The organism is Ktedonobacteraceae bacterium, from assembly GCA_035653615.1.
Classification (GTDB): domain Bacteria; phylum Chloroflexota; class Ktedonobacteria; order Ktedonobacterales; family Ktedonobacteraceae; genus DASRBN01.
Window position 1 is genome coordinate 25511 of record DASRBN010000006.1, and the last position, 25581, is coordinate 51091.

18 protein-coding genes are annotated in these 25581 nt (G+C 55.8%); 14 read left to right on the top strand and 4 right to left on the bottom strand.

Features of this window, described 5'->3' with window-relative positions; all coding sequences use genetic code 11:
• Positions 1-62: 62 nt before the first annotated feature.
• A complete protein-coding gene (locus VFA09_03970; protein HZU66412.1) occupies positions 63-1700 on the bottom strand; it encodes an ABC transporter substrate-binding protein in 1638 nt (545 codons plus the stop codon).
• Between the two features lie 154 nt (positions 1701-1854).
• Complete coding sequence (locus VFA09_03975) at positions 1855-3060, bottom strand: LacI family DNA-binding transcriptional regulator (protein ID HZU66413.1); 1206 nt, start codon at positions 3058-3060, stop codon at positions 1855-1857.
• A 446-nt stretch (positions 3061-3506) separates the two neighbouring features.
• Here VFA09_03975 and VFA09_03980 point away from each other — a divergent pair, with 446 nt between their 5' ends.
• The 14 genes from VFA09_03980 (at position 3507) to VFA09_04045 (ending at position 22081) form a co-directional block, all read left to right on the top strand.
• Complete coding sequence (locus tag VFA09_03980) at positions 3507-4676, top strand: hypothetical protein (GenBank protein ID HZU66414.1); 1170 nt, start codon at positions 3507-3509, stop codon at positions 4674-4676.
• Between the two features lie 173 nt (positions 4677-4849).
• Positions 4850-5371 (top strand): hypothetical protein, encoded by a 522-nt coding sequence (locus VFA09_03985; protein HZU66415.1) that lies wholly within the window; start codon positions 4850-4852, stop codon positions 5369-5371.
• Between the two features lie 333 nt (positions 5372-5704).
• On the top strand, positions 5705-6145 hold the full coding sequence (locus VFA09_03990) for a GtrA family protein (GenBank protein HZU66416.1): 441 nt from the start codon (positions 5705-5707) through the stop codon (positions 6143-6145).
• A complete protein-coding gene (locus VFA09_03995) occupies positions 6142-7500 on the top strand; it encodes a glycosyltransferase (protein ID HZU66417.1) in 1359 nt (452 codons plus the stop codon). Before VFA09_03990 ends, VFA09_03995 begins: the two co-directional genes overlap by 4 nt.
• A 65-nt stretch (positions 7501-7565) precedes the next feature.
• Positions 7566-9266: a glycosyltransferase family 39 protein gene (locus VFA09_04000; GenBank protein HZU66418.1), complete on the top strand. Its 1701-nt coding sequence runs from the start codon at positions 7566-7568 to the stop codon at positions 9264-9266.
• A 34-nt stretch (positions 9267-9300) separates the two neighbouring features.
• Positions 9301-11109, top strand: coding sequence for a zinc ribbon domain-containing protein (locus VFA09_04005; protein HZU66419.1), 1809 nt, complete (start codon positions 9301-9303; stop codon positions 11107-11109).
• 172 nt (positions 11110-11281) lie between these two features.
• Positions 11282-13207 (top strand): polyprenol monophosphomannose synthase, encoded by a 1926-nt coding sequence (locus tag VFA09_04010; protein ID HZU66420.1) that lies wholly within the window; start codon positions 11282-11284, stop codon positions 13205-13207.
• Between the two features lie 48 nt (positions 13208-13255).
• Positions 13256-14314 (top strand): protein phosphatase 2C domain-containing protein, encoded by a 1059-nt coding sequence (locus tag VFA09_04015; GenBank protein ID HZU66421.1) that lies wholly within the window; start codon positions 13256-13258, stop codon positions 14312-14314.
• Positions 14315-14333: 19 nt separating this feature from the next.
• Entirely contained in the window at positions 14334-14786 is a 453-nt protein-coding gene (locus VFA09_04020) for a hypothetical protein (protein ID HZU66422.1), read from the top strand.
• Positions 14787-15228: 442 nt separating this feature from the next.
• Positions 15229-16440, top strand: a complete 1212-nt coding sequence (locus tag VFA09_04025) for a glycoside hydrolase family 5 protein (protein ID HZU66423.1) — start codon at positions 15229-15231, stop codon at positions 16438-16440.
• A gap of 682 nt (positions 16441-17122) precedes the next feature.
• Complete coding sequence (locus VFA09_04030) at positions 17123-17788, top strand: sigma-70 family RNA polymerase sigma factor (GenBank protein HZU66424.1); 666 nt, start codon at positions 17123-17125, stop codon at positions 17786-17788.
• Between the two features lie 142 nt (positions 17789-17930).
• Positions 17931-18356, top strand: coding sequence for a hypothetical protein (locus tag VFA09_04035; GenBank protein HZU66425.1), 426 nt, complete (start codon positions 17931-17933; stop codon positions 18354-18356).
• A 2-nt stretch (positions 18357-18358) separates the two neighbouring features.
• A complete protein-coding gene (locus VFA09_04040; GenBank protein ID HZU66426.1) occupies positions 18359-18829 on the top strand; it encodes a hypothetical protein in 471 nt (156 codons plus the stop codon).
• 117 nt (positions 18830-18946) lie between these two features.
• Positions 18947-22081 carry an alpha-mannosidase gene (locus VFA09_04045; GenBank protein ID HZU66427.1) on the top strand — a complete coding sequence of 1045 codons (3135 nt, stop codon included), beginning with the start codon at positions 18947-18949 and terminating at the stop codon, positions 22079-22081.
• Positions 22082-22116: 35 nt separating this feature from the next.
• Here VFA09_04045 and VFA09_04050 read toward each other — a convergent pair whose 3' ends face one another.
• The gene (locus VFA09_04050) at positions 22117-22536 is read right to left on the bottom strand and encodes a metalloregulator ArsR/SmtB family transcription factor (GenBank protein HZU66428.1); all 420 of its coding nucleotides are present in this window, start codon (positions 22534-22536) and stop codon (positions 22117-22119) included.
• Between the two features lie 117 nt (positions 22537-22653).
• Complete coding sequence (locus VFA09_04055; GenBank protein ID HZU66429.1) at positions 22654-25515, bottom strand: LuxR C-terminal-related transcriptional regulator; 2862 nt, start codon at positions 25513-25515, stop codon at positions 22654-22656.
• Between the last annotated feature and the right edge of the window lie 66 nt (positions 25516-25581).

Genomic DNA, 25581 nt, shown 5'->3' on the forward strand with positions numbered 1-25581 from the left:
GTTTCCGCGCAGGGATGATGTGTATGGACATCATCCCTGCGCGGAAACAAGGCCTGTGCTGGTTATGCTGGATGCAGGTTCAGGACAACAATCTCTACGTCAGGAGCCGAATAGGGCGCCGGCATTGCGTAGGGGTGCTGTTGATCGGGCCAACCAACGAAGTTCTTCGTGCTGTACTCGTACCAGGTTGCGCCATAGATGAGCGGAATGGTGGGCATTTGCTCAACCATGATTTTCTGGAGGCCCTCAAGCGCCTGCTGCTGTACGGCAGGGTTGGGTGAACTTGCATACTGCTGCAGGAGCTTATCCGTTGTAGGGTCGCTCCAGCGCTCGAAGTTTGATGTAGCGGGTTGACCGATTGGCGCGGTGTTGTTGCTTGCAAGCATCGAGTCGTACAGGTAATAGGGTGTCGGGCCAGGACTGGTCCAGGAGATGGCGGTATCAAAAGTACCTGTCTGTAAGGCGCTATAGTAGGAGTTGAAGGAGATGGTGTTTACCTTTACATCCATCCCGACAGCCTGCAAATTGCTGGCTATGATCTGGCTATCGGTCACCCAGTCGGTCCAACCGGATACAACATTGATGTTGAATGCCAGCCGGCGTCCATTTTTGTCAACGTAGATGCCGTCGCTGCCTTTTTTGAAGCCGGCCTGCTCTAGCAGCGAGTTCGCCCTGGTGGTATCCAGGGAGAAGGAGGCGCCGGCATAACGCGGCGACAGGTAGCTCTGGTTGGCCGGCAGGACGAGTCCCGTGGGATGAGCGGGCGGTTCGTAGCCGTTCTCGCCGATACGAGAAAGTTTGTTACGGTCGATGGCGGCGCTGATAGCCTGGCGCACTGCCAGCACGTTAAAGGGATATTTCGTCAGGTTCGGGTAGAGCGCGACGACGTTGCTGGGCGGGAACCAGTAATGGTTATTGGCCGGGTCGCGGTTGACGAATGTTTTATTGATGTCCGGGGTGAACAGGCCGGTCCAATCTACCGAGCCTTGCGAAAGCAGCAGGTCGGCACTGGTATTCGAGTTAAAGGACGGGTAGCGGATTTCGTTGATGGACGGCTTGCCCGGTTGCCAGTAGTGCGGATTGCGACCAAAGACGTACAGTTGCGGCGTGAATGATTTGAGGATGAAGGGACCCGTGCCGACGGGGTTCGGGTTGGTGTAGGTGACCGGATTAGTGGCGTTGGACCAGAGATGTTCGGGAACGATGTAAGTCTGCCCTCCCAGGTACCACAGGATAGGCGTCCATGGCTGTTTGAGGGTGACGACCACGGTATGGGCGTCGGGAGCCGTGACGGTGTTGATCATGTTCCACAGGCCGCTGTAATCAATGGCGGGATGGGCGCGTACCAGGTTAAGGGTGAATACAACGTCCGCGCTGGTGAAAGGTTTGCCATCCGACCACTGCACGCCTGGTCGGAGGTGAAACGTGACACGAGTGGCATCACTCGAGATCTGATAGCTCGACGCGAGCCAGGGTGAGACGCTGCCATTTTCGCGGTTGAAGAACAGAAGCGTTTCGTAGATCAAGCCCTGGGTGCCGCTCAAGACGGAGCCGTTGGCAAAAATGTTAAAGTTGCGGGTGTAGTCTCCAATGGGGCTGGGTACCATGGTGAGGGTTCCACCCTGGCCGGAAGCGTTGTGGTTGGAGAAGCCACCACAGGAAGTTAGAAACATGGTAAGGACAAGGAGGAGCGATGTCATGGCGAAAACGCTTCCTCGCCCAGAAAGGCGTACAGGAGACGATATTGAGCGTACTATCATCAGGAAAACCTCCCAGTATGAGACCGGATACAATGTTGGATGCTCAACGAGGGCAAGCCCTGCCCATGGCGTTGAAGCATAGACGGACGCACTCTCATTTCCTCCGGTAATGAAGGGAAAGAGATGCTGGAATACTACAAGATGCACGCACTACGAGATACGTTGATAATTGAATGTGTAGTGGTTCTCTAGATTGCTCAAGCAGAGACGGGCGCGCAGGGCAGGGAACGCCACCTACCCGCCTTGCCTGGCCTTGTGCGTTCTGCCAACGCCGCTTGTTCGCGGCTGGCGCTTCGTCCTCAGGTAAGTTGAGAGGAGAAGCCGCTGCCCCCACTAGAGAGGGGCGCGACGATTCGAGCAAAGACAGGAGCAGGGCGACGGCGCGTTGCCCCATTTCATAGAATGGCTGGCGCACGGTGGTAAGGGCTGGCCGCATGTGAGCAGAAGAGGCGATATCATCAAAACCGATAAGAGAGAGGTCTGCTGGCACGCGCAAGCCATGCTCCGCGGCAATTTCCAGGACGCCATAGGCCATCTGGTCGCTGGCAGCGAAGATGGCGGTGGGTGGATCAGCAAGGGCGAGGAGTTTCCTGGCGCAGGCGCGCCCGCTTTCGGGCATAAAATCTCCTTCCATGACGAGTGCTGGATCGGGAATGATGCCAGCTTCACGCAATGCCTCGCTGTAGCCCTCGTAGCGTTCTTGCGAGACGAGGAACTTGTGTGGTCCCCGGATGTGGGCAATACGCTGGTGGCCCAGTTGCAGGAGGTAGCGAGTGGCTTTGTAGGCGCCCTGGCGGTTACCGGCGCTGACGTGGGGAATGCTGGTTGGTTGTCCCTGGTCGTCGATGATCACGATGGGGAAGCCTTGCTGGTGCAGGCGTGTGAGGTAGTGGATTGATTGACCGGGAAAGACGGCGAGCACGCCGGCGGCGAGGTTGGCGGATAGGATGCGATCAAGCACGTAGCGGCGGTCATTTTCGTTGCGGTCCTGTTCGCGTGAGATGCTATAGAGAAGCAGCTCATAAGGAGATTGAATGAGCATCTCAGAGGCGCCGGACAAGATTTCCGGGATCAAGGGCCAGGTCAGGGAGGGGGTCAAGACGCCAATCATACGGCTGCGTCCACCGGCCAGTTTAGAAGCGGTGATGCTGGGCAAGAATGCCTGTTCTTCCATAATGCGCAAAATGCGTTCGCGTGTGCTGGCGTCCACATCTGACTTCTGATTCAAGACCCGCGATACCGTGGACTTTGAGACGCCTGCTAAGCGAGCGATGTCACGTATCGTGATGTTCTCTTCCATAACTATCCCTTCCGACTCGTTATCCTGGTCACGATAGGTGACGAGCCAGGTACGTTTCGAGGCCAGCTCCGTAACCGTTATCGTAACCGGTTACGGAACGGAACTGCTGTGAGTATACCTTGTTTTTCTGCTGAAAAGCTCGCGAAACGCCTTTTGGACATAAGACAAGCATCTCTTCAATGAGGGATAGATTGTTTCCCCGTCTCTAAAGCTGTATTCCCACAATCTCCATTCGCGTTTTGGCATGAAGTGGAACTGCCTCGGTCGCAATCAAGACAAGTTACACCTGGCTTCGGGTTCATAACGGTGGACGTGACGTTTTGATGACGGGTGGTGGTGATACTGCGAGTTGAGGATGGTGGCGGCAGGTGGGCAGTGGCAGGCAGGAAGGGTAAGGCTGCTTGCCACCTATCCTCGATGGTCACAGGATGCAAGGGAAAGAGGCGATGATGCGTGTGAGACAATGTAGCAGAAAACACTCCCGGTTCGGCAGAGCGATGGTCGGCCTGGCGCTCCTCTTTCTCATCACCTGTTTCCTCATTTTTTTGCGCAGGATACAAACGTTCTCCAGACCCCAGGCGAGGCGGGCAGAGCAACGGCAAGGGAAGGGATGTGACAGAAAACCACTCCGGTTTACCAGAACGATGACCGGCTTTGCGCTGCTGCTGCTGGTGATCTGCGCGCTGGTTTTTGGGCAGGTGGTGCGATGGTTATCCACGCCGCAGGCGATGCTGCCGGGGGAGCAGTTGTGGCGGGATGGCGTTTCTTCTTATTTGTTCGGGACGAATGATACGTATGAGTATTCGCCGCGGAATATTCAGACGGAGCCGGCGATCCAGGGCGATTTGCGCGCGGCGGGCTTTACGTTGATGCGCAGCTTTTTTCCCGATGGCGCGAGCGATGCGGTGATCGAGCAGTATATGCATACTATTGAGCGGAGCGGGGCGCGTTGTCTGGGTGTGATTACGAATATTTTCAATACTGCCTATGATGAACACCTGGTGCGCTATCTTGGCGGGCGCTGTGTGATGTATGAGTTTGGCAATGAGGCGGATTACAATCATATCCCCATCAACAGCTATCTGAGGCAGTGGAATACGTTGGTTCCGATCTTGCGCGGCATCAATCCGGCGGCTAAATTTATTGGGCCGGTCACCTATAATTCCCTGGGTTTGAACAACTATATGCGGGGATTTCTTGAGGGAGTAAAGATGTCGGGTGTTTTGCCTGATGCGATTAGCTTTCATTGGTATCCCTGTTTCTGGGACCGGCCGGCAACGTGTCTTGCCAAGGCGAGCAGTTACGGCCCGGCAGCTAAGGAAGTACAGGATATGGTGCATAGCATTCTGGGAAGAGACCTACCGGTGGGGATCAGCGAGTGGAATTTTGATGCTGATCTTCCGCCGCCTTCATATGGGGATAATGCGGCTTTTATTACGACGTTTACCGTTGAGGCGTTGCGCTCTATGGCGCAGGCGGGTGTGGCTTTTGCCTGCCAGTTCGATGCGGCAAGCTATAGCGGCTATGGACACCTGGATATGTTTGAAGTTGCTACTGCGCGCCCGAAACCGCAGTTCTATGCGATAAGAGCGCTGATACAGGAATACCGACCCTGAACGCTATAGGACAAGGACAGGCCATTGTCGCTACAGGCTCCAGGTTCATGACGAGTCTTATTACGCTTTCATAACAGGCTCTTCTCTATAGTGGCAGCAGAGAGATCAGCAGGAGGTGCTGGTGAGTTACAGTGTAAGAAGTGAGACGCGTGTGATGAAGAAGGACGTTTCCTATGGGCATTCTCGCGGTTATTCTCCTGGTGCTGCTGGCATGTTACTTCTTGCTGTGCATTTTTCTTGCGCTGCGGCTGCGCCAGCCGCAGGGGCGCGGATCATTTCCTTTCTCACATACGCCTCCTGTGGCCGGCTCTGAGCTTGTAGCGCTTGAGAGACGGCGTGAACAATCCCTTGAAGAACTGTCGTTACAGGCGCTCCAGGCAAGATACTATGGGTATCTTTTATCGTCGTCTGGCGGGCAGGTTGAGGCTTCCTTTGCTGATAGGCTCTTCAAGGAGAAGGATAGGGCCGTACCTATGCCTGGCGATGCGAAAAGGCAGGAAGAAGTCCCGTCGCAGGCCGGGGCTATCAGTCCCCATCGCGAGCGACTTGCCAGGTGCGGTTTTACGGCGGATGAGATCGATGCGCTCTTCGACCTGCAAAAGTGGTACCAGACGGGGGGTAGTGACCGCGTGGTGGTGATGCGTCACTGGGAGTTCCTGCGCTTCCTGGTGCGCAATGGAAGGTTAGAGGCGTGAGATTCTTCGTTGCACTCACAATGACATGCCGTGATTCGTGACGATGTCCGTGACGCTTCAATGACGGGCGGTGGTGATACTAGATAGAGGTTGAGGTGGACGACCACAAGGGTGCGCGGCTACAGGGCCACTATCAATTGAAGGTTAACGAAGTCGTATTCTTTGAATGCTATAGAAAGGAAAGGCTCCCTTCCTTCCCTGGTAAGAGCAGGAGAGAGTAGGCGAGCGTTTGAAGTGATGCCACAGCTAGATTATGACGATACCCATACCTCATATGCGCGAGATAGAGCAGCTTCCAGAGGAGAATCAGACAGGCATGAACAGAGCATGTCCATGGGCAGGCATGCTATTGCGCTGCCAGACTCCCTGTGGCGGCTCGGGTACAATCGACGTGCCTTGCCGGCAAGGTTGGGCAAATTTCTGGTGGTGGGAGGAACAGGTATACTGGTGAACAGTTTTGCGCTGCTATTGCTCTATCGGTGGATGCACTTGCCGCTGATCGTGGCATCCGCGATGGCGGTAGAACTGGCTATTCTCAATAACTTCATATGGAATGATCGTTGGACTTTCGGGTGTTCGCAGATCTCCTGGCGTCGCTTCGTGCGGTTCAATGTAGTGTCGTTGGGGGGGCTGGTTGTTTCTACGGGCGCACTCTGGATACTGGTCAGTCGCCTGGGTCTCTATTACCTGGCGGCCAACTTGCTGGGTATCGCCCTGGCAACCGTGTGGAATTTCGCGGCGAGCTCATTGTGGGCCTGGGGAGGTGAAGAATGAATGTCGTACAGGCAATCGGTCATCTCCTGCTGGAGATCATGCTCTATAGCGCAACGGGACTGTCCATTATGTTGATTATCCAGTCGGGTTATACGCTCTACATCATGTTGTATACGTGGGACCTGCCGGAGGCGGCACGCATGGCGAAGGCTCCTACGCGCTTCCTGCCGCCCAGGAAGTCTTTCACAGTGATGCTGCCGGCACGTCATGAAGAGGAAGTTATCCAGACGACGATTGAGCGGGTGGTGAGAGCTAACTACCCTCTCTCCCTGCTGGAAGTCGTGGTCATTTGCTCGATTGACGATATGGGAACGATCTCCAAGGCCCAGCAGGAGATCGCGCAGTTGCGACGGCGGGGAATTGGCAATGTGCGCGTGCTCGCTTTCAAGAACAAGCCGATCAATAAGCCGCACGGTCTGAATGTGGGCCTGCGCAGCACGCGCAACGAAGTGGTGACCATTTTCGATGCTGAAGATGATATCCACCCGGACATCTTTAATGTGATCAATACGGTGCTGCTTACCGAGAAAGTATCGGTGGTTCAAGGGGGAGTGCAGCTGATGAATTTCGAGTCGAAGTGGTATTCGGTGCTCAATGTACTCGAATACTTCTTCTGGTTTAAGAGCCGTCTGCACTACCATGCGCGGTTGGGCATGACTCCACTCGGTGGCAATACGGTGTTCTTCACGCGCGAGGTACTCCAGCGTGTAGGCGGCTGGGATGAGTATGATCTGACCGAAGATGCCGATATTGGTATCCGCATCAGTCTGCTGGGCGAGCGGATGCGGGTGATCTATGATGATCGCTACGTCACACGCGAGGAGACGCCGCCGACGCTAAAGCAGTTTATCAAGCAGCGTACGCGCTGGAGCCAGGGGTTTTTGCAAACGCTGCTCAAGGGTGATTGGAAGCGCTTGCCGAAGCTGCAGCAGCGAATACTTGCTGTTTACACGCTGGGGTTTCCTGTTTATCAGGCGACATTGGGACTGTATATTCTGGCTTCGATAATCATGATGTTCACGTTGAAAGTTCCGGTGCTCATGGCGCTGATTCTGGACCTGCCATTCTACCTGCTGGCAGCTCACTTTATCCTGAATGTCATCGGGCTTTACGAATTCACGCGTGCGCATGGGTTGAAACCGACATGGAAGACGCCGCTGGTAATGGCAGCGGGCTATTTACCCTATCAGTGGGTGCTGGCCTATGCCGCGGTGCGGGCGACTTCACGACATTTGCGCGGCATTAACAACTGGGAGAAAACCCAGCATGTAGGCGCTCACCGCCGGGATGTGCTGCCGGAAGCGAATGCGCTACTGCAAGGTCATCATGCTGCTGAGAGGGTACCGACTGCTTAACGCCGGTTTAAGGCGCTGGAGCCAGGGAGGGCAGGCCCCAGGCCTGTCCTTACTGCGAGGAGGGAATGATGAAGAACGATAGGTATATGGTAGTTCAACCGCAGGGAAGCGTGGACGAGCTGCGAGGGCAAGTTTTCTACGAGGAACAGGAACCCGAGGCGCCGGCAGCAAACACACGCGGCCGCTTTGGAGTGGCGCAGGTCATGCTGCTTGCCTCGCTTGTCAGTGGGGCGATTGCGCAGGGTTATCATATGTTCATCTATCCCCTCTATATCACTGACGAAGGCATCTATATGGAGCGGGCATGGTCGGTGCTGCGCGAGGGTTCGCTTTCGCCATATACGTACTACTATGACCATGCGCCGGCGGGATGGTTGTTTATCGATGCCTGGGTGACCTTTTTGCCCCACCAGTTCGAAGCCTTTGGCAATGCGATAAATACGGGCCGGGTGCTGATGTTGCTGGTGCATATAGCGAGTACCTACTTACTTTTCCAATGCGCGCGTCGCCTCTCGGGAAGTGTTATAGCCGCTGTGGTGACGTGTTTTTTCTTCAACTTTTCGCCGTTGGCCATCTTCTATCAGCGCCAGGTGCTGTTAGATAATCTGATGGTGTTCTGGGTGCTTTTGAGCCTCTACCTGGCAACGAGTGAAGACCGGCGCATTGTCACTCCCCTCTACAGTGGGCTGGCGTTAGGCGTCGGTGTACTCACCAAGGAGAACGCCATCTTCTTCCTTCCGGTCATAGGCTACTTATTGTACAGCAAGGTGCGGCAGCGGGACAATTTTCGCTTTGCCCTGACCTTCTGGAACTTCGGATTGTTTGCGATTATATCGCTCTACTTTTTGTTTGCCGTACTCAAAAACGAGTTGCTGCCGGGCCATCTCAGCTTCAACCTCAACCAGCCGCCGGCCGATCACGTGTCCCTGCTGTATACCATCTGGCAGCAGTTGCACCGCAATCAGGGCGGTATTATGGACCTGCATAGCGACTTCTGGACGTTTTCTCTTGGGGCCTGGCTGCCCAAAGACTCCTTCTTGCTGGTCGCGGGGTTCCTGGCAACGCTCTACAATTTCTTCCTGGGCCTGCGAGACCGCAGGCGCTACCGGGGCGAACTGATCGTCTCATTACTCTCACTGCTCTATATCTTCTACCTTATTCGAGGTAGTGTGATGTTGGAGTTCTATGTCATACCGCTGGTACCCTTTTTAGCGATAAATATTGGGATGGTGGTGGAAAGGATGCTGCGTGTGATACCCGCGGCCCTGCGCATGCCTTTGTTCTCGAGAAGCGCGCAGGCGCTTGTTCTGGCTGCATTCTTTGCTGTGCTGGTGCTGCCTATCGGAGGATATGTGCTGGTTCGCGACCAGTACGGCAAGGTCGTGCCGCACGATCTTTACAAGCTTCCGCTGACGACGATGCAGCAGGAGCAGCTGGATTTCATCCGCGCGCACATCCCACCTGGTTCGAGGATCATCATGGACGATGATTTATGGGTTCAACTGCATGATGTACAGCCCTACTACCCGTTCGCGGTTTCTCACTGGAATGCCTCTGGAGACCCCGCGGTGAGCGTCAAACTCTTTCACAAGAACTGGCAGAATATTGACTATATTGTGATGTCTAACAAGATGTTGCTCGCTATGCACCAGAACAATACGAATGGTGGCGAGGATTATATCCTGGAGGCGCTCCAACATGCAACTCCTATCTGGCAGTTAACGCGAGGCGATGTCAGTCTCGCCATTTATCAGGTTCAGAAATAAGTGAGTGGGGAAGGAAAGAAAGGAAGGATACGTTATGGACTCTTCAAAGGCTCCTTTCAAAGGGCAAGAGCCAACGAATTGGCAGAATGCCGATGATGAGATCGTTGACTTATCGGGAAACGAGGAGGTGATTGTCGAGCCGCCATTAGAAGAACAACTCGTCCATTCGTTGCCGCCTAAAGATCAGGTAATGGATCAGCGAGTAGTCACCAGGCGGGTCGAAGCGCCGGGGGCGGAGCAAAGGGGGCCTTTGTATGAACCGCGAACGGAACAAAGAAGGCCTTCCTATGGCGGACCTCAGGTCGCTGTTCGCTACTGCCCGCAGTGTGGCAAGCCCATACCGCCGGGTGCGCTCTTCTGTCCTTCCTGCGGAAGAGCGCTGGACGCGAGGCAGTTGCAAGGGGTGAAAACTCAGAAGCTGGCGACGCCCTCTCCGCACGCGATGCCACCAAAGCCGCCAAAGAAGCGTAGAAGGGGCTGGAAGCTGCTGCTGGTGGGAGTTGCGGCGCTCATTGCCGCGGCTGTGGTGTTCCAGGTGTTCGGCCAGGGTTCGATGAACCTGCCGGCGGTATTGAAGTCGAAAAGTACCACGACGCCTGTACCCGTGCCTACTCAGGCGACACCGACTGTGCCGGTGCGAACTACTCCGGTGGGTACGCAGAGCGTTACAACCGGAGCTTTGATCCTGCTGAATCCCGGCGTCGTGCGTCAGGGCGTAAGCATGGGGGTGGACGGAAGTGGCTTTGATCCCAGAACCGGCATCGACCTGTTCATCAAACAGACACGGTCGGATAGCGGCCAACCGATTGGCTCGGCTCGAACCGATAGATATGGCAACTTCTATGGCAATGTCATCGTGCCGAATACCCTGGGTTCGGGGACCTTCTTTGTGGAGGCGCGCGAGCACGGCGGCGACAAGGTGGCGCAGGCGGCAGGGGTGATCGCGGGTGGAGCGCCTCAACTCAAATTAAGTGAGCAGGTAGGCAAACCCGGCGATCTGATTACTGTTACCCTTCACGGCTTTAGCCCTCAAGAGACTATCAAGGTCTACTGGAATACGATGGTTGGTCAACCGATCACCACGCTGCAAGCCGATAGCGGTGGAAGCATTGGACAGGCCACGGTGCAGGTGCCATTCGGAGCCGCGGGCATCAATACATTCTTGTTTGTTGGGGCCAGAAGTCTCTCGATGGTGGCGGCGTCGTTCGATTTGCTATCGCTATATCCGACGGTCAAACTGTCCAACTATGCCGTCCGAGCCGATAATCAGCTCAATTTCTCAGGCTCAGGGTTTGGGCCGAGCGAACGGGTGCTGGTCTACTTGAATTCGACGACGGCTCAGCCGCTGGCGGTCATCCAGACTTCGCCAAAAGGGACCTTTGCTAATGCTCCAGGCTTTGTCGTTCCCTTTAACTTAAAAGGGCGGCAAACGCTGATCTTCCTGGGAGAAGAAAGCCGGGCCTCGGTAGCGGTTGCCTGGACGGTGCAGCCCTATATGCCGTTCGCGCAAGCCAGTACCTATGGTGGTCTGCCAGGTACGACCATCTCGTTCTACGGATATGGTTTTGCCCGGCAAGAGGTGGTACATGTCTACGTTGGCCATACGGAAAACAACGCGGGGAACATGGTGAGTTGCTTCCGTACCGATGACCGGGGCAGCGCTGTGGCAGCGGGTTCGTATGTTATCCCAGGCAATGCCCAGGGCAAGCTGACGTTTACGCTGATTGGAGCTAAAAGTGGCGGAGTGGCCACGGCTACGATGTCCATTACGGCGCCCCCGGTGCCGGTACAGGTGCCTCCACAGCCCCCGTTCACCTGCCCGCTGGACAATGGGGGGGCGTAACGAATCACGGTGCTGCCGGGTCAAGGGAATTGCTGTAGGGGCAGTGCGGGTCCCTGTCCGCGCCGGGTCCCAGGACAGGGACCCGGCCCTGTCCCTACAGGAGCGGCACACGGATGATTGGTTTTGGTCGTGAAAATTCATCATTATGGAGGGAGAGAAAGGAAAAAAGAATATGTCTACACCTCAAGAAGGCGAGCATACCTCAGAGGGATTCGCTGCCGCTATAGAAAAGTCTTCAGCGGAGGGAAAGCATGAGCAGAAAGAGAATGTGGTCATCATCCCTACATACAATGAGGCCACTAACCTGAAGCTGCTGGTGCCGCGTATCCTGCAAATAGGGTCGTTTGATGTACTTATCGTGGACGATAACTCCCCGGATGGCACGGGGGCGCTGGCCAGGGAGTTCGCGAAGCGCTTCCCGGGGCGCGTCTCAGTGCTGCACCGGCCCGGCAAGTTGGGTCTCGGTTCCGCTTATCGCGAGGGGTTCCATCGCGCTCTGGAGATGGGCTACCCGCGGGTCTTTACCATGGATGCCGACTTCTCGCATGATCCGGGCCACCTACCGGTTCTGCTAGCGGCTCTGAATGATGCCGATGTCGTGCTTGGTTCGCGCTACGTGCCCGGTGGAGGCACCGCGCGTTGGTCACTGAGGCGTCGCTTGCTCAGCAGAGGCGGCTCGGTCTATGCGCGGCTGTTGCTGGGCCTCCCGGTCCACGATTTAACCGGAGGCTTCAAAGGTTTTCGCCGCCAGGTTCTGGAGACCCTGCTGCCGGAGATGGATAATATGCGCTCCAATGGCTACGCTTTCCAGATCGAGACGACCTATCTCTGCGCTCGTCACGGCTTTCAAATTGTCGAGGTCCCAATCCTCTTTGAAGATCGCGTGGCCGGCACTTCCAAGATGAATCCGCGTATCGTGCTCGAGGCCCTGCGAGTCGTCGCGGCTCTGCGCCTGAGCAAAGGGCCGGCGCGTGCCGGTCGCGAGGAGGGAAGAGCGACCACAGGGATACCTGCCTACACGTTGCCACCCGGGCGGGTTATGGCAGTGATCATGGCGCTTGTCGGCCTGATGATCATCCTGGGAACGGCTATTATTGTTCCCAGGTGGCTCGCGCAAGTCGCGGGAACAGCGCACCCCGGTGCTGTGAGTCATATGCATGTTGTCACATCGCTCGTCGGTGACCGGGCAAGAGCCGGTAAATCGGAGGCGAACACGATTAAGCGGAGCCTGCGGGCGGCCCCAGGCTCCGCCACTATTCAATTGCAAGGGGACGATCTGACGTCAAATGTGCCGCTCGTTTTCAAGGGTGCCGGCTTCCGGCCAGGGGAAGAGGTGATCATCACCGTTCGCACGATGCTGGGTCAGGTTGTCGCGACACTTCCTCCAGTAATCGCGGACAAAACCGGGCAATTCAGTATCGTCTCGTATTCGATCCTGTCGAATCTAAACCCGGGCTACCTGACCCTACGGCTAGAAGGGGCCAGCAGTCATCGTTGGGCGCAAGCACGTTTCCACCTGGGCAGGACCGCACCTCTTGTACAACTGGACACCTATACTATCAAGCCGCCCGGTATGGTGGGCTTTTCTGGCAGCGGCTTCTTGCCGGATGAGCTGGTGGATGTGTACCTGGGCAAGCCAGGAGATGTACCTGGGATGACGGTACGCGCGAACGCCGGAGGTAACATAGCCGGGCGTTTTCCAGTTCCACTGCTCAGCCAGGGAAACTATACGCTCTTTTTTGTAGGACACCAGAGCCAGACGCCGGGCACGGCCAGTTTAAACGTCCAGGGATTTCATCCATGGGTTATTCTGGATAATTACGCGCCCCCAGTTCATTCGCGCCTGGGCTTTACAGGAGAGGATTTTGTTGCTGGCGAAGAGGTCATGGTGTATCTGAGCCAGCCAGGTAGCGAGTACCAGTCCCCCGGGACGAATGGTTCGGGAAAACTGATAGAGCATATTCAGGTCGATAAAGACGGGCGGTTCGCGGCACCCGCGACCTGGGAGGTACCTGGAGTTGCCGGGAAGTACGAACTGGTCTTCGTAGGTCAGCAGAATGGAGCCGTCGTCACTACTCCGTTCACCGTATTGCCTTGAGATGCGGGCGGTTTTCAGCGAAGGGACAGCAGAGAGGAGAAGGCATTCATGCGTCTATCAAGCTCTATAACAAAGCTGTGGAGAGAGGTGTTCGGGCAGGAAAGCCCGCCACCTCAATATGTGCCGGCGCGCGTCTCACCTGATTGGATACGGGAACGCGTACATGCCGCGCTTGCCGGTGAGACGTTCCAGGGGAAAGGTGACGAAAGGGAACAACAGCGCGAAGATCGTACTCCGTATCTGCTTGTCGGATGGCGCACAGATCCAGGGCTCGAACGCCGTCACAAACCAAACGAGGATAGCCTGTTTGCCGCCAGGGGTACGCGAGGCGACCGGGCACGCCCCCAGGACTTTGGGTTGTTTATCGTAGCGGACGGGATGGGCGGACATGCCTTTGGTCAACAAGCGAGCCGCCTGGCCATTCAAACGATGACCGAGTGGGTGTTGCCGCAATTGGCGAGTGGTGATGCGCCTGGCGAAGCTGAGTGCAGGGAAATCCTGATTCTTGGCGCGCAGGCGGCGAACCGGGTTCTGTATCGACGTAACAAGGAGCAAGGAACGCGCATGGGGACGACGATCAATGCGGTTCTGGTACGAGAAAGTACGGCTTTTGTGGTAAACGTGGGTGATAGCCGCACCTACCTGTACCGGGAAGCGAGTGGCTTGCGCAAATTAACGCGCGATCATTCGCTGGTAGCCTACCTGGTGGAATCCGGCATCATCCGGCCCGATGATATCTATCGTCATCCGCAGCGGAACCAGATTTATCGCAGTCTGGGAAGCGAACCCTTCATTCCGGTCGATTCCTTTGTTGAACCGCTGCAGCCAGGTGATACCCTGGTGCTGTGTTCCGATGGCTTATGGGAGATGGTGCGTGATCGACGTATGCAGGAGATCGTGCGTCAGGCGGTGGTCCCGGCACAGGCGAGCTATGCGCTGGTCGATGCCGCTTTAGAGGGGGGCGGAACGGACAATGTGAGCGTGATCGTTGTTCGTATAACCGGGCCAGAAAGCTGCGGGGGCGAGAGCGGCCTGCAACTGCTGGTCAAGCCGGAGGCCTGCGAGATGCCGGACTCGTTCCCATGTGAACTCAAGCGATCAAGGTGATCTGGAAGGAGGAAGGCAGATGTCTGTATCAGGACAGTTCAGGCCCCGTGATTCGATCAGGCAACAATTTCGCTTCTATTCGTTGCCGGGACTCTTGCCGGAAGGACACGTGTTGGTGTTGAATACCCATCCCTACAGTTTGTCGACGTTCGTACTCACCGAGCTGTCGGCGGAAGTGCATGGGTTGGTGGCGCAAGAGGTGTTGACGGAACTGGAGATGTATGCCCTGGTTGCCCTGCTGGATTCCTATCCCCAGTATTGCCCCTATGAAGTGTTGCGCGCGGCCATTACGGATGAAACAATCAACCATGCCCGTACAACGCTACATGAAGCGGTCGAACACCAGACGCTGGATCGCTCGATGAAGCCGATTAGAAATATCCTTTCGCGCTGCCGGGCCAAGTTACAGGTATTCGGCATCGATATTCGTTCCATTCACGCGGAGGGATATATCCTTACTATGTTGAGATAGCGAGTCGTATCCGGCGCGTGGTGGCAGCGCCGGTGAGATTCTTCACTGCGTTCAGAATGACAGGCCCGCTGCTTCCTCAGAATACGGATTCTTCACTGCGTTCAGAATGACAGGTTTCCTGCCGCCGGGAACGATATGCTTGCTGCTTCCTCATGTATGCCCTGCCACCGGCGTATCCTCATGGGCTTGAGATACATGCCTCTTGAGCTTGAGGCGTTTCTCCGGCAACTCAGGAATGAATCTGTGTATACTTCCAAACAGTGTACGCATGCCCCTATGCCGGCCATGTGCTACTTCACATCATCGTGAACAACCTGAAGTATTTGAGAAACCATCCCGCTTGCTGAAACGTGTGGGAAGAGGTAACGAAATGATGTCCCCACGTCATGACATCATGTTAATTCTTGTTGTATTTTTACCTGCATATGGAGAGGAAGGATTCATGAACTCCCCCTACATAAGTAATGTTTGGAGAAAAAGTATTGTTGCCGCCTGTATAATGCTGGTAAGCATATCGCTGCTGGCGAGTTGCACATCTACGCCGTCTTCTGGGCCGGAATCAGATCGCATATCCGGCTCATGCCTGTCCGGTCACCAGGTTGGTTTCATTCACACGTTTCATGCCGAATTGGTCGATGCTTCAGGATGTCGAGTGATACTCACAGGGGTCAACTGGTTTGGCTTTGAAACCAGTACCTTTGCTCCGCACGGGCTCAACGTGCGCAACTGGCAGGATATGCTCCGGCAGATGGCGCAACTCGGTTTCAATGCCATCCGATTGCCTTATACCAATCAATTGTTCGACCCGGCGAGTAAGCCGCAAGGAATTAACTACCGTCTGAATCCCGATTTGAGAGGCTTGCAAGGGCTGGCGCTTATGGACCGCATTATTCAGGGTGCCGGGCGCCTGGGCCTGAAAGTGATTCTTGATCGCCATGACCCCACTGCCGACCAGCGTCCCCCGTTGTGGTACAACGACCAGGTGCCGCAGTCGCGCTGGATTGCGGATTGGGTCATGCTGGCAAAACATTACCGCAATAATCCTACCATCATTGGAGCTGACCTGGCGAACGAACCGCATGGGCCGGCAACGTGGGGCGATGGCAATCCCAATACCGACTGGCGCATGGCGGCGCAACATGCGGGCAATGCGATCCTGGCTGTCAACCCGAACTGGCTGATCATCGTAGAGGGGATCGAGCAGTACCAGGGCGACTCCTACTGGTGGGGCGGTAACCTGGAGGGAGCAAAGCAGTATCCGGTAAAACTTTCGGAGCCGGATAAGCTGGTCTACTCGGCGCACGACTACGGCCCGGAGATCTATGACCAGCCATGGTTCCAGGTGCCGAAACTTTCCATGCTTGCTCAGACCCTGCCAGCGGTGTGGGAGAAGCACTGGGCCTTTCTGGAAAAAATGGGCATCCCCGTGTTTCTAGGAGAGTTTGGCGGAAACTCTACGAGCCAGAATACGGAGGGTATGTGGCAGCGCACCCTGGTAAGTTTTCTCAAGACAAACGATATCAGCTACACCTATTGGGCGTGGAACCCGGATTCGGGAGATACCGGTGGTATCCTGCAAAGCGATTGGAAGACGGTCAATCAAGCCAAGATGGATATTTTGAACGCCTATCAATGGCCCATGCTGGATAAGTAGGCAGCTACCAGCTGCCCTGTGACGCCGCCGGACGATGTTTTCCCTCGAATGGACTGGAAATTGAAATGCCGGAGCGTCACATTATGACGCGCCGGTAGCAGTAAGCAAAGTTATCACCTGGACTCAGCAGGATTCTTCGCTGCGCTCAGAATGACATGCCCATGCATGTTCAGAGCATGTCATTCTGAGCGTCAGGCATGTTCAGGGACGTTCGGGGCATGTCATTCTGAGCGTCAGGCATGCCCATGCATGTTCAGGGTATGTCATTCTGAGCGGAGCGAAGAATCCCACGCCAGCTTTTGAGTAATCACCAGATCTACCCCGTTAACACCTCTTTCTCCATTCTCGAGGAATGGAGCCGCTATTTGATTAGCCCCTTTCTCCAGATCACAGCACCAGTATCTCCCCCAACAGCAATCCCACGACGTTCGATCCCACCCGCTCCAGCCGCATGTCATTCTAAGTGAAATAAGCCGAAGCCCTGTGGAACAAAAGGGAACAATCCCTCACGTGCTCGTCCAGCCATCCCATTTTTGCCAATGCTCATAACGCTTTCGTGATACGTTCTCATCATACTATCTTCAGTAGAGAACAAGGCACAGCCGGTGGAAAGAAAAATGAGGCGCCTGGTGGAGGGATTCTTCGCTTCACTCAGAATGACAAGGAGAAGGGGAAAAGTTGTATGCCGCAATATATTCGTCCTGTCGGGCGGCAGGACATGCCGGCCGATGGCGTCCTGGTGAGCCAGGCCATCGCGGGCGATGAGGATGCGTTCGAGACGCTGGTGTGCCGCTATCACGCGCAGGTCTTCCAGTTCATCCGGCGCTACGTTCGCGACTACGATGAGGCGTGCGATGTATTCCAGCAGGTCTTGCTCAAACTCTTCGCTCATATCTCAACACTGTGCCCGGGACAGGAACATCTAGGCCCCTGGCTGTTACGTGTGGCCCGCAATTGCAGCATCGATGAATTGCGCAGGAAGCATATGGTGTGCTTTTCCGAGCTTGGATGGGATGCTGATGAGGATGGGGAGTCAATACCCCTGGCGTCTAGAGCCGACCCGGGCCTTTCCCCAGAGGAGACGGTGGAGTGCCAGGAATTGCGGTCGATGGTGTTTGAGGCGATTGATCGATTACCCGTCAGGTTGCGCGACGTGGTGCGTTTACACTACGCGCATCAACTGAGTTTTGCTGAGATTGGGCAGCAATTGCACATGCCGGTCAGCACGGTGAAATCCTACTTTTACCGCGCGCTCTCGCAACTACGTGTGGCCCTGGTAGCAGAATGGCAGGTGGATGCTCCGGCTGCGAAGCGCTCGAGGGATCGATCGTTGAGGAAAAAGGCCTGATCATAACGCTGTACGTGACGCTTTTGTGACAGATCGTGTTCATACTGGCATGAAGAGAAGATATTGAGCAAGGAATCACGAGAAAGGTTGAAAGATGTTACATTGCGTACAGGTGGAATCTTCTCATAGGCGTTTCAAGGACATGATCTTTCGTGTGCTGCCCTTTGCGGTTGTGTCTACCGGTATGTCTCTGCTGCTGGGAATAGCTCTCTTGCTCCTGACAATACATGGAACTGCACACGCGAGCGCTCCTGCACCGGCCGATATGTTTATGCGGTCGGTGGTCACGCGCGATGGGGCGCTTGGCTGGCACCAGCTCTGCCCTACGCTGCAGGCGGAGCTGCCTCTCTCTGCCCTGACCGGCCAGGTGGAGCAGCAGCGACGAGCGGAGGCAGGTGAACATCTGACATTCACGCTCGACTATATTGGGGCGCGCGCGCAACCAGAGGGCGGCCAGATCCGGCTGTACATCATTACGGCGCATCGACCCGGTGGCTGGGTTGCGCAGCGGACGTACATTGTGTATACACAGGCAAGCGGCTGTGTCGCGGATGTGAAGAGTTTCTAGCAATGTCATTATCGAGCCGGTTCAAAGGATATGCATCACCGCAACAATTTCGCTTCTTTCCATTGCCAAAGGTCTTGCCGGAAGGACACGTCCTGGTGCTCAATACCCACCCGTACAGCCTGTCGACGTTCATCCTGACACAGCTGTCGTCCGAGGTGCATGGACTGGTGGCGCAAGAGGTGTTCACGGAGCTGGAGATGTATGTGCTGCTGGCCTTGCTGGAATCCTATCCGCGGTACTGTCCCTATGAGATGCTGCGGGCAGCGATTACCGATGAGATGCTGAGCCACGCGCGAACGAGTGTGCATGAGGCGATGGAGCAGAAGACGCTGAGCCTTTCGATGCGGCCGGTGAGAAATATTCTGTCGCGTTGCAGGGCAAAGCTGCATGTGTTTGGCATTGAGATCCGATCAATTCATGCGGAAGGATATCTTCTTACCGCCGCGCGCTACCCTTCCAATCAGGCCGGTTGAAGAAGCGGGGCAGGGATAGTGCCTTGTTTGTACCTGTCCTCACGGGGTAGCGGGGCAGGGACGAGTCGCCGCCCCTACCGCCTGTGCGGGCAGTTGAAAAGGAAGGAATGTTTCCCGGTGTTGACCATCCAAAAACTTCGTGCCAGGCTTGAAGAACTGGGAAAAATGATTGAGGGCGCGCCCTCCATGCTTGCTCCGGTCTATGCTATGGCGGCCAGCGGGCCGGTGGCTATGCCGTCACCTGAGGATGAACGGTGGCTTCCCGTGGAAGTAGGATCGCTCTGGGGGGCAAACCATGGCACAGGCTGGTTGATGGCGCGCCTGCGAGTGCCGGAGTCGATGCAAGGCTTGCCCATCGTCCTGCAATTGCTTTCGGATGCCTCTGAGGATGATCCGTTTCTGCTCGTGCTGGAGGCGACAGTTTTTCTTGATGGGCGAGCCGCCGGGGGAATTGATCGATACCATCCCGGGCTGTTGCTGGAGAAGGCGGTATGCGATGGTGCAATGCATACGCTGATGCTTCAGGTCTGTACAGAGTCCCCGTTACATTTTGGCGGTCTGTCGCTGCGTCCTCGCCACGTGGTTCACCGGCAGCTCTATAACTTGATGCAGACGCTGCTGGATGTGTGCCTTACACTGGATGAGGACAGTGTGACACGGCATGCGTTAGAAGCGCGCCTCAATACGGCCTATACCATGCTCGATCTGCGTGAGGGCTGGTTGAGCGAGCGCTTCATTGATTCGGCCCGCGCGGCCTATGATTACCTGCGAGCGCATCTGACGCAAGGCCTGGAGGGTGGCAACCGCGTGCAGATTACTGCCAGCGGGCACGCCCATCTCGATCTGGGGTGGATGTGGCCTTACTGGAGAACACGTCAGAAGATCGCTCATGCTGTTGCTACCGTGCTGGCGTTAATGGAGAACTATCCGGACTGCTCTTATAGCCAGAGCCAGCCACAGTTGCTGCAATGGTTGAAGGAGGATGTGCCTGAACTCTATGCGCGGGTGAAGCAGCGCGTCGCGGAGGGACGGTTTGAGCCAGTGGGCGCGATGTGGGTTGAGGCCGATTGCAACCTTCCCGGTGGCGAGTCGCTTATCCGGCAGATCATGCAAGGGTTGCGTTTCTGGCAAGAAGAATTTGGTGTCAAGCCGCGTCAAATCTGGTTGCCAGATGCGTTTGGCTTTAGCGCCGCGCTGCCACAAATGATGCGTGGTTGTGATATCCCTGTCTTCATGACGACGAAGATGAGCTGGAATCAGGTGAATCGTATGCCCTATGATACGTTTCGCTGGCGTGGCATCGACGGCTCCGAGGTGCTGGCACACTTCATTACAACCGCGGACCTCGACCCAACCAAAACGTTCTCTACCTACAATGGCTCTCTACAACCGGGCAGTATTACAGCGACGTGGAGAAACTATCGCCAGCAGGATTGCAATGATCACTTGCTGTATCTTTATGGTTGGGGCGATGGTGGTGGCGGGCCAACGGAAGAACAGGTGGCGAGGCTACAACTGCTGGCGAACCTGCGCGATTTTCCCCAGGTGCGCAGCGGGCGCGTTGATGATTACTTCAGCGATCTCTACTGGCGCGTGTGGGAGAATCCTTGTTTGCCTACGTGGGTGGGCGAGTTGTACTTAGAATACCACCGCGGGACCTATACTTCGCAGGCGCATATCAAGCAGCAGAACAGGCGGGCCGAATTATTGTATCGCGAGGCGGAGTTATTGAATGCGTGGGCCGGCCTCTATGGCATGCCGTCGCGACAGGAGCAATTGAATGTAGGCTGGCGACTTCTCCTGCTCAATCAATTTCATGATGTGCTGCCGGGTTCCTCGATCCCTGAAGTATATGAGGATGCCAGGCGACTCTATGCAGAGGCGCGCGCCATAGGAAAGCAGATCTACGACGAGGCCCTCGCTGTTGTGCTGGGCCAGGTCACCGCGGGAGAGGGAGACCTGCTGCTGTTGAATACGCTGCCATGGGAACGCATAGACCCGGTGCAGGTGCCGGAGGCGTTCGCGCGCTATTTCCCGCGGGCCCAGCAGGCAACCGATTGGGATGGGAATACGGTGTGCCTGCTCGATGGTATACGCGTTCCCTCCTGCGGGGTGCAGGTCGTGCCGGCAGGCGGTAATGTGGTTGCCGGCGACGTAAGGGATCGGCCTGCTTGCCACGCCTCTTACACGGGTGAAGGGGCAATCCTCTTGCGGAATCAGTACTATGACCTCTGGATTGATGCGCAGGGGGAGATGAGCCGGCTTTACGATAGAAGCGCGGAACGCGATGTGCTTGCCGCGGGGGAAACGGGCAACCGGCTCATTGCCTATGAGGACCGCCCCTTGAATTTTGACGCCTGGGATATTGATCTCTTTTATGAAGAGAAGCCCTATCCGCTGCGAGCGGTAACGGCGATACGCATCATCGAGCAGGGTCCGGTGCGTGTGACCGTCGAGGTTGTCCGCCACTACCTGTCCTCGTCTATCACGCAACGTATTTCGCTCTGGCGTGGCTCCCCGCGCATCGACATCGCAACTCAGATTGACTGGCACGAACACCAGACATTGTTAAAAGCGGCATTTCCACTGGCGATCAATAGCACGCGCGCGACCTATGAAATCCAATTTGGCAGCGTTGAGCGCCCCACGCATCGCAATACTTCCTGGGATATGGCGCGTTTTGAGACATGCGCCCAGCGCTGGATTGATATGAGCGAAGGCGGGTATGGGGTGAGCCTGCTAAATGATGGGAAGTATGGGCATGACGTACACGATAACGTTGTTCGTCTGACACTCCTGAAATCGAGTAGCTATCCCGATAGTCATGCGGATGAGGGTTTGCATCGCTTCACCTACAGCCTCTTGCCGCATGGGGGGGATTGGAGGGAGGCGCAGAGTGTAAGGAGAGCCTACGAACTCAACGTCCCGCTGTTGTGCGTGAATGAGCAAAAGACCATGCTTGCTGCCAGCGGGAGTAGCGCAGGCGTTTCCTTTTTACAGACGGATTGCGCGCACGTGGTGGTAGAGACGGTGAAGCCGGCGGAGGATGGCGATGGTCTGATTGTGCGTCTCTACGAAGCGCATAACCGGCGCGGGCATGGCACGCTCACCTTTGCCGCGCCAGTCCTTTCCGCACAGGAATGTAACCTGCTGGAGGAGCCACTTAACGATGTCCCCTCTCAAGGCAAGACACTGCCTTTTTGGGTAAGGCCATTTGAGATAAAAACATGGCGCGTTCGTCTTGCGCGATAACCTGGTGACACGGAGAGATGCGCTGGGCCATCTATCTACTCGGCCAGCGCGGTAATCACATCCTGGACGCGTTGTAATGAATCACGCCGCAAGTAGTAATACACCCACAGGCCCTTCTTTTCGCAGTCGATAAGCCCGGCATGGCGCAAAATATGCAAATGATGGGAGATGGTCGGCTGCCCCAACGCAAATTTATCGACGATCTCGAGCACGCTTACTTTTCCTTCGTATCGTTTGAGCAAATTGAGGATGCTCAGGCGGGTAGGGTTGGCCAACGCTTTGAGCAAAGAAGCCTCCTGGGCGGCTTCCTCTTCTGAAAGGGGAAGTACATACCTGGAAGCCGTGTCTGTCATTGCATTTGCGCCAGTTGCTTGATCGTTCGAGGCCCGCATGCGCTTTGTCGAGTTCGCGGATGTAGCTGTGTGATGAGTTACAGCTGGTGTATTCATCGTCATGTATCAACCTCCATGTAGAGAAAAAGAGCCAGGGCCTGCTGGGGCCGGCGTGAACGAGCGCGTCATACTTTACTTCAGTATAGATGAAGGTATGCCATAAAAGCGTCATAGATAGCGTTATGAATCCGTAAGAAGAAGGCCAAGTGATCTGGAAAGCGCGACGGCCGCGCGGCGATTACTGACACTGAGCTTGCGGTAGACGTTGATCGTATGGACCTTGACTGTTCCGGCGGAGATCACCAGTTCGCGCGCGATCTCCTTATTGGTGAGGTCCTTGCCGAGCAAGCGTAGGATTTGCAGCTCGCGGCCGGTCAAGGGTTCCAGGCCTTCTTGCCATAGCAGCGCTTGCTTTGCATCTGCCGGTGGACTCGCGGAGCTTATCGCCACCAGGAGGTCTTGCAGGTAGGCATCTAGCTGTCTCTCACTTGCCTGCCCGGCCTTTCTGCGCTTGCGCAATGCTTGTAGCAATCTGGCCAACTGCGGCAAATCGGCAAACGTGCGGATAAACCGTCCGGGATAGGCGAGTGCGATGGCATGTTCAAGCACCTCCAGCGCTTCAGTCATGCGATTCTCCAGGTGGTAAGCCAGCGCTTGCAAGGCTAAGACCTGGATCGTCTTGCGCGTGTTATGAAGGGATTCGAGATGGCACAGCAGTGTAGAGAGGAGTTTTTGCCCTTGTCTGACACTATGTTCATCGTTCCTGGCAAGCAGCAATTGAGCCTTTGTGATAGTGGGCTCCTCAATTGAAATCATGAGACCTTGTATTGATAGCTCACCTACCATCTCTATCCATTGCTCTGCCGGCTCCATCTCGTCCTGTAACAGCGCCAGGTGCCCGCGAAACGAATAGGCCCTTATAAGAGCGCAAATATCGTTCTGTCCCTGGAGTGATTCGAGCAAGGCATCCGTTGTTTCCCTGGCCTGGCTGCTCAACCCCTGAGCCTGGTAGACGGATGCTAAGCCATAAATAGCCTCCCGTACTACCCAATAGTGCGCGTGTTGCCAGTTGGCAGCCACGGCTGAGAAGTGGTGCGCCGCGCTATCTAGCCGATTCCATTCATACTGCGCGCAGCCAAGCAACCAGCGGGCCTGGTACCGGCTTATTGGCAAATTGGCTTCCTCGCTAAGCCGCAACAAATGCCGCGCGATTTGTTCCATCTGTTGAAGTTTGCCCGCATTCAGATACAGAAACGCCTGAGCAGAGAGCAAACGAGCAGAGCCGGGAAGATTGGACGATAGTGCTTTCAGGGCTTTATCGAGTTCAAGGTGGGCAACATCTCCATGCCCGCTGAGCTGGCTTGAAAGCGCCTGGTAATCCAGCGCCAGGTTCGCTAAATAGATCTCATCTGGTGTTATCCATTTCAGCGCGGAGCGAGCGCTCTTCAGACTGGCTTGTGCCTGTCCTGTGGCGTACTCGATGTGGCTCCATACGAGCGCAATCAGCGCATACAGGGCCTTGCATTGTGCATCATTCGTATGTACGGGATTGTTGTCGCGTCTTTCCAGGAGGTGTTCAGCAGCAGTCAACAAGGTTGGGATAGGTTCGACCTGTCCATGCATTGCCAGCATCCAGGCTCTGGCGACAAGCAGACCAGGGCTATCCTTGATGCATGGTGCCGGAAGTAGCTGAAGCCAGTGTTCCAGTTGCTCCCACCGCTCTTGCTCCATGGCAGAAAGAAATTGTGTCTCCACCACATGTGCCGCCTCCGTTGGGTTTTCCGCGGCAAGCGCATGCCGGATGGCCTCATCAATCTGTCCATGCGCGGCATACCAGGCGCTTGCTCGCAGGTGAAGTGCCGCGATCTCCTCTTTGGTGAATTGCTCCTGCACTCGTTGCTCCAGGAAACGCTTGAACAGGGGATGAAAACGATACCACCCCTGTGGCTCATCGAGTGGGACGATGAACACTTTCGCACGCTCGAAGCAGTCCAGGTATGCTTGCCTGGTAAGGTGAGGATCAGTATCATCACTATCGAGGGTTGCCTCACATAAGGAAACGCAGAACTGGTCGAGAATCGACACCTTCACGAGAAAGTTCTGAATGAGGGGAATTTGCCGGGCCAGAAAATCTTCCAGCAGGTACGTGTTCATAGAACAGTCGGGGTTGTTGCGGAGATGTTCCACGCATGCCACGCGATCAGAGGCGCTATGCAGCGAAAGCGCCGCCTGTCGCAGCATGGCAATCCAACCCTCGGTCTCTTCCTCGAGTATCTCCGCGACCTCGCGGCATAGATCCGCTCCAAGGATGCGTGTGAGAAAATCCAGGGTCTCATCGTGCGTAAAGCGCAGGATGGTGCTGTGAAGTTCGTTGAGTTGCCCCTGAGAACGCCACCTGGCAAGCGGAAAAGGCAACTCGGAGCGTGTGGCCAGCACCAGATGCACCTGGGAAGGCATGTACCTGATCAGTGCATCGAGCAAGGCATGGATCGGGCTATGATGAATGGTATGATAATTGTCCAACACCAGGATCAAGTCTTCAGGTAACTCGGCCAGGTCGTTGATGAGCAGGGTTGCTGCGCGATCTGGTGTTGGGAGCGACGATTGCTTGAGAAAGTGAGCCATCGCCTGGCAAGCGCCAGGAAAGACAGTTTGGAGGGCGGCGACGAGATAATGCAAGAAGATGAGGAGTTCGTTGTCGTTTTCATCCAGGGAAAGCCAGGCGTTATGGAAGCTGCTTGTCTTCAACCACTCGACCAGGAGTGTTGTCTTGCCAAAGCCGGCAGGAGCGCAGAGCAAGGTTGCTTTTCCGCCCAACCCCGCATTGAGGTGCTCGATCAAACGGGAACGAGAGACCGTGTCAGCGCAGGCGCGTGGCAGGGAGAGCTTGGATCGTATCAAAGGTCTGGGAGTACCAATACCGGCCGGGGTATGCTGTTCTAGCCGGTCGCGCCTTCTGGTAGTCCCGGTGATACCCGGATCAACACCTATCTCAGACCGGTGTAATCGCCTGCTATTCACGCTTGCGCTAGTTTGATACATAAGCAGAAGCCCCTGATGTACCTTTGACGGATTCGGTTTTGGCAGCTCTACTACTGCCACCAGAGG

Bases quoted from the DNA above. Each gene is read 5' to 3' on its own strand.
- VFA09_04050 (HZU66428.1), bottom strand. From the start codon at position 22,536: ATGACGATGAATACACCAGCTGTAACTCATCACACAGCTACATCCGCG.
- VFA09_03985 (HZU66415.1), top strand. From the start codon at position 4,850: ATGGGCATTCTCGCGGTTATTCTCCTGGTGCTGCTGGCATGTTACTTC.
- VFA09_04010 (HZU66420.1), top strand. From the start codon at position 11,282: ATGTCTACACCTCAAGAAGGCGAGCATACCTCAGAGGGATTCGCTGCC.
- VFA09_03980 (HZU66414.1), top strand. From the start codon at position 3,507: ATGATGCGTGTGAGACAATGTAGCAGAAAACACTCCCGGTTCGGCAGA.
- VFA09_04015 (HZU66421.1), top strand. From the start codon at position 13,256: ATGCGTCTATCAAGCTCTATAACAAAGCTGTGGAGAGAGGTGTTCGGG.
- VFA09_04005 (HZU66419.1), top strand. From the start codon at position 9,301: ATGGACTCTTCAAAGGCTCCTTTCAAAGGGCAAGAGCCAACGAATTGG.
- VFA09_04030 (HZU66424.1), top strand. From the start codon at position 17,123: ATGCCGCAATATATTCGTCCTGTCGGGCGGCAGGACATGCCGGCCGAT.
- VFA09_04020 (HZU66422.1), top strand. From the start codon at position 14,334: ATGTCTGTATCAGGACAGTTCAGGCCCCGTGATTCGATCAGGCAACAA.
- VFA09_03970 (HZU66412.1), bottom strand. From the start codon at position 1,700: ATGACATCGCTCCTCCTTGTCCTTACCATGTTTCTAACTTCCTGTGGT.
- VFA09_03975 (HZU66413.1), bottom strand. From the start codon at position 3,060: ATGGAAGAGAACATCACGATACGTGACATCGCTCGCTTAGCAGGCGTC.
- VFA09_04000 (HZU66418.1), top strand. From the start codon at position 7,566: ATGATGAAGAACGATAGGTATATGGTAGTTCAACCGCAGGGAAGCGTG.
- VFA09_04035 (HZU66425.1), top strand. From the start codon at position 17,931: ATGATCTTTCGTGTGCTGCCCTTTGCGGTTGTGTCTACCGGTATGTCT.
- VFA09_04025 (HZU66423.1), top strand. From the start codon at position 15,229: ATGAACTCCCCCTACATAAGTAATGTTTGGAGAAAAAGTATTGTTGCC.
- VFA09_03995 (HZU66417.1), top strand. From the start codon at position 6,142: ATGAATGTCGTACAGGCAATCGGTCATCTCCTGCTGGAGATCATGCTC.
- VFA09_04040 (HZU66426.1), top strand. From the start codon at position 18,359: ATGTCATTATCGAGCCGGTTCAAAGGATATGCATCACCGCAACAATTT.
- VFA09_04055 (HZU66429.1), bottom strand. From the start codon at position 25,515: ATGTATCAAACTAGCGCAAGCGTGAATAGCAGGCGATTACACCGGTCT.
- VFA09_03990 (HZU66416.1), top strand. From the start codon at position 5,705: ATGGGCAGGCATGCTATTGCGCTGCCAGACTCCCTGTGGCGGCTCGGG.